2 protein-coding genes are annotated in these 4,795 nt (G+C 54.5%); both read right to left on the bottom strand.

Features of this window, described 5'->3' with window-relative positions:
- Positions 1-3,177, bottom strand: a 3,177-nt coding sequence (locus ACFPVS_RS13430) for a two-partner secretion domain-containing protein (RefSeq protein ID WP_096295120.1), incomplete at its 3' end; no start/stop codon positions are given.
- 70 nt (positions 3,178-3,247) lie between these two features.
- The coding region (locus ACFPVS_RS13425) for a ShlB/FhaC/HecB family hemolysin secretion/activation protein (RefSeq protein WP_378595851.1) at positions 3,248-4,795 on the bottom strand (1,548 nt) is incomplete at its 5' end.

Genomic DNA, 4,795 nt, shown 5'->3' with positions numbered 1-4,795 from the left:
GTCAAGGTCATGGGTGAAAGGCTCGACAGGTGTGTATGCAGCATATTCTCTTTCTACACGACGGGGGCGACGCTTTCCGGAATACCAGCGTTTATCCCAAGTTGAGAGATACTGCTGACCAATGTTTTCTAATCGACCTTGTCCTTGTGTGCCCTGATTGTTGATGTTTTCCTCCAGGCCGTCTGAATCCAAATTACCGCCAATCAATATGTGGCTGTCTGAGTTCAGCCAGTTGCTGCCAGCAGCAATCAGATTGCCGCCAATCAGAATTTCCGCCGGCTTGCTTGTTTTAATCCGCTGGCGGTATGTTTTGATATGGTAGTCCCATACATTCCAATGCTCGGCTTCAACTTGGCTGCCATCCGGGAAATGAAAGCCCGCGGTCTTTTGGTCTTTCTCACTGCGAGAATTATCAAATGTCCCATCCCTGCCTTCACGATAACGGACAGCCTCTCCCGCTGGTGCGTATTCTTTGATTTGTCCGCTGGTTTCGGCCAGATATTCCTCCAATTCGAAGTGCTTGTTCAGGTTTCCCAGAGATTTCGCTGCGATTCGTGCATTTCCACCGGCTTCAATCGTGGCACTGGCATTAATCAAACGGTCAGCCATACCTTGCGCCTGATGCTGCTCATCCAAACTGCCGCCGATATTCAAACTGCCTTCGCTGGAAAGCTTCGCCTCTTCCTGATTGGTAATCTCCTTCGCCCCCACGGCCAAATGCCCGCGCGCGGCGATGGTGGCAGCTTTGGTTTCGCCGTTGGCCGTTTCTTCTTGATTCACCAGCTTATCCGCTTCAATACCGACCCAGCCGCCATACACGCGGCCGGTGCCGATGTTCAGTACGGTATTGCCGGCATCCAAAAGTGTCAGACCGTTGCTGTTGATTAAACCGCGGTTGGTCAGGTTTTGCGCTGTGAGTCGGGTGTCGCTGCCGGATTGGATGACACCGGTAGAGGTATTGTTGATGTTTTGGGCTTCGAGCAGCGCGAAACGGCCGCCTTCCAGCGTGTAGCTGTTGTTGATGCCGCCCTCGCTGCTGACGCTCAAACCTTGTCCGGCGCGGATGTCTTGTTCGGCGGTAAAGCTGTCTTTAAGATTGAGCGACAGGTTTTGATTGGCCGCCAGCCCTCCTTGTGCCGCCAGCGTTTTGGCTTGGATGTCGAGATTTTGCCCGGCCAGGATTTCACCCGAAGCATTGTTAATGTTTAAGGTTTGCTGATTACCGTCGTGGATGCGGATGTCTTTGGCTGAACTGATGAGGCCGCTTGGGTTTTCGAGGCCGTCTGAAACCTTAAGCCCGGTCATTTCGTCACTGCGGATTTTGCCTGAGCTGTTGTCCAGACGGGCGGCTTCGGCTTTCAGACGGCCTGTGTCGATTTGGCCGTTTGGATTGAGCAGGGCTGCGGCTTTGATACCGGCCTGTCGGTTGACGGTGAGTCGGCCGTTGCTGTTGTCCAAGGTTTGGACGGCTGCAGCCAAGCTGCCGCCGGATTGCAGGGTGCCTCGGCGGTTATCAGTGGTTTGGTTGCGTATGGTAAGCGTTTCAGTGGCAGTTAACGAGCCTTGGCGGTTGTCCAGGGTTTGCGCAGTAATCCCGGCTTGGCGGGTGATGATTTCGCCTTCGCGGTTGTCCAATAATGCGCCTCGGGCATTCAGGTTGCCCAAATGCAGCTTGCCGCTGTTTTCCAGGCCGTCTGAAACCTTCAGACGGCCTTCGGCCAAGGTCAGCGGTACGGCAGTCGCATCATTTTGAGTTTGGATTCGGCCTGACGCGGCGGCGGTGGTCGGTGTGGCAGGCGTGCTTGGGGCAGCATTGCCGCCGTTGCCGGAAACATGGTCTTGGTCGGCATAAGCGATTAGACCGCTGTTGTTCAATTTGCCGGCTTCAATAGTGAGGCTTTGCAAACCGGTTTGCGCCATGTCGCCGCTGTTGTTCAGACGGCCGGTTTCGATGTCGAAACGGGCAGCCTGCAGGGTTTGGCGGTTGTCGAGGTTTTGTGTGCGGATATTCAGTTCGTCGGATGAGGTGATCAGGCCGCTGTTGCTGACTTTCGGGCTTTGAATTGCGGTTTTGCCTTGGGATGACACGGTGCCGCTGTTGTCAAACGCCGCAGCTTGAATGGCCGCATTCGCCGCCTCATTCGGGCTTTGCGTGTTGTCGGCGGCGATGATGCTGCCGCTGTTGCCGACTTTACCGTCTGCACTCAGTGTTACGCCGCCAGCCTTGGCAAAGGCTTGGCCGGCATGATGGATGGCAGAGCCTTTGTCGGTGGAAACCAGCTTAATTTTGTTGGCATACATACCGCCCAGTTGCGCGGTGTCGATGGCCACGGCAGGAGCTGGGCGGCCGTCTGAAACTTGGGTGTGGCTGCCGTCGGCCGCTACATCGTTGCTGCCCGATACCACGCTTAAATCTTTTGCCCATACACCGGCATTGATTTGCGCAGCGCGGGCAAGAATGCGGGTATAGTCGGCATTGGAGGTATCCAAGCCGCCACCGTTGACGGCAATGTTACCGTCGCGTACTTGGAAGCCGCTAAGGTTGCCGTTGTCAAACAGCGGTTTGCCGGTTGTCAATGTCACGCCGGCCGCATTGATAAAGCCCGCACCGTTTACCTGAATACCGGCAGGATTGGCCAATACCACATCTGCGCGGCGGCCGGCCACTTCAACATAGCCGTTGAGCAGCGAAGGATTGGTGCTGTTGACCTGATTCACAATCACCCGGGCTTCACCGCGTGCCAGCCACGGGTTGCCTTGAATCCAACCCGCCTGCTGCGTCTGCACATTGCTGCGGCTGTTGTTCAAGATGGCACCGCGTTTGTCGACATCGAATTGGCGGTATTGGTTGACCGACACGCCGCCCGCACCCGGGGTTTGGATGTTGACCTGCGGCAGTCCGTTGGCCGTCTGTAAAACGGTGGGTTGTTGGCTCAAAGGCGCGGATTTGTCCGCCTGAATCCCTGCCGCATAAGCCGGTGTCATTGCGGCCGAACCGGCAGCCAATAAAACCGAGAATGCTGCAACTTGCATTTGAAATTTGGCGCCTTGGCCGTCTGAAACGGTAACGGCCGACCCATCCCGAACGTTTTTACCGCCGCGTGCGGTATTTTCGGCAACAGCCATCATCATGCCGCGTTTTTTATTGAAGATGACTTTGTAACGGGTTTTGTTCATGGCGGGTTCCTATGAAGCAAGAATACCCCCATGCCTGCGGTTTTCAGACGGCATGAGGGTAGGGATGGGATTAGAAACTGTAATTCAGATTGATGCCGACAGTCGTGTTGGCAGTGCGGAAATGTTCGGGCTTTTTAATGGGTTTACCCACGAAGAGGTCATAGAAGAACTGTCCGCCCGCCTTAACCTGACCGCGTGCACCTACGGCTGCACCGGTCAAACTTTGCCCCAGTAAATATTCGGCAGAACGGCCGGAAACATGGCCGGTATCCATCCCCAGATAAAACTGATGATTAGGTTGATAGTGCCAAGACAAATCGTTGCGCCAATACCAGCCGCGCTCGGCGGAGAGCGTGGTTTCGCCGTCAAAACCGCGCACGGTATAACGGTTGCCGATAGAAATTTTGTCCAAAGGTGTCAATGGCGTTTTATTCCGTTGCGCATGAAGATTACTGTCGAACGTAAGATTCTGTTTGCCTAACTGAAACGGAAGATTGACACCGGCATCGGCCGTAATAATCTTCATGCGCGAAGTCCCTTCACCGAAAGCTTCTTCCGGCGCTGACAAACTGTTATTGCGGCCGGTACCGCGTTTATAGCCCAAGCCCAGATTCAACGTGGCTTGGCCGATGTATTCCTTATGGCTTAAATGGGCAGACCAACCGGCCGTGCGGCGGCGTTGCACTTCGATTTCCGCATCATTGATAAAGCTGTGCGTCTCGCGCTGCCACAATTTGAACGCGGCATGGGTTTTACGGCGGGCATCACGGTAAAGCAGGCGGCTCACGCCGACATCGCTGTTCCAGCTTTTACCGTTGTAGTCATACACTTCCGAATCACCCGCCACGGCCTGATGATAGCGGTAGTAGCTGTGGTTCCAAGACCACAACCATTTGCCGAACGGCACGGAATAATGGAAAGCATAGCCGTTGGTACCGCCTTTGGCCGTATGGGCATCTGAATCGGTTTCGGCGGAACGCGTACCTAAATCACGGTTATACGAAGCGTAAAACAAATCGCTCAAACCCAAAGGGTTATCGGCGGAGAAAGTCACATTGCCCTGATAGCGGCCGGTGGCTTTGCTGCCGGAGTTGTCAAAACCCAAAGTCAGGCGGTAGGGAAGGGGGCGCTGCCGCCATTGCACCACCACATCACTCACATCCGCTTTTTCAGACGGCATGATTTGGATATCGGCCTCTGCGGTGGGAATGCGTTTGAGGTTTTCCAAACCCTGTTCCAAATCGCGCAGGTTCAACAGGCCGTCTGAAGCAGAAGGAAATTCGTTTTGAAATGCGGTAATCCGGCCGACATGGGTTTCTGCGGCATGGCTTTCATCAAAACGGATTTGACCGATGCGGCCGGGGAAGACAGTCAATTCCAATTTGCCGGAATTCAAATCCTGAGGCGCAGCCAAAATCCGCGTGGTGGTATAGCCGCGGTCAATAACGGCGTTTTGCGCTAACGTCATGATGTGGTTGATGCCTTGCGCACCCAGACACATGCCCGGTTGGAAGCCGGATTGTTTGATGGCTTTATTCAGTGCAAATTGGAATTTGTTTGCAGAATCGCCAACCAAAGAAATATCGTGAACGGTGAAACAGGGCGATTCGTTTTGAGG

The organism is Neisseria weixii (assembly GCF_042658245.1).
Classification (GTDB): Bacteria; Pseudomonadota; Gammaproteobacteria; order Burkholderiales; family Neisseriaceae; genus Neisseria; species Neisseria weixii.
The sequence above is the reverse complement of the archived record's forward strand: the minus strand, read 5'-3'. Positions and strand labels throughout refer to the sequence as shown.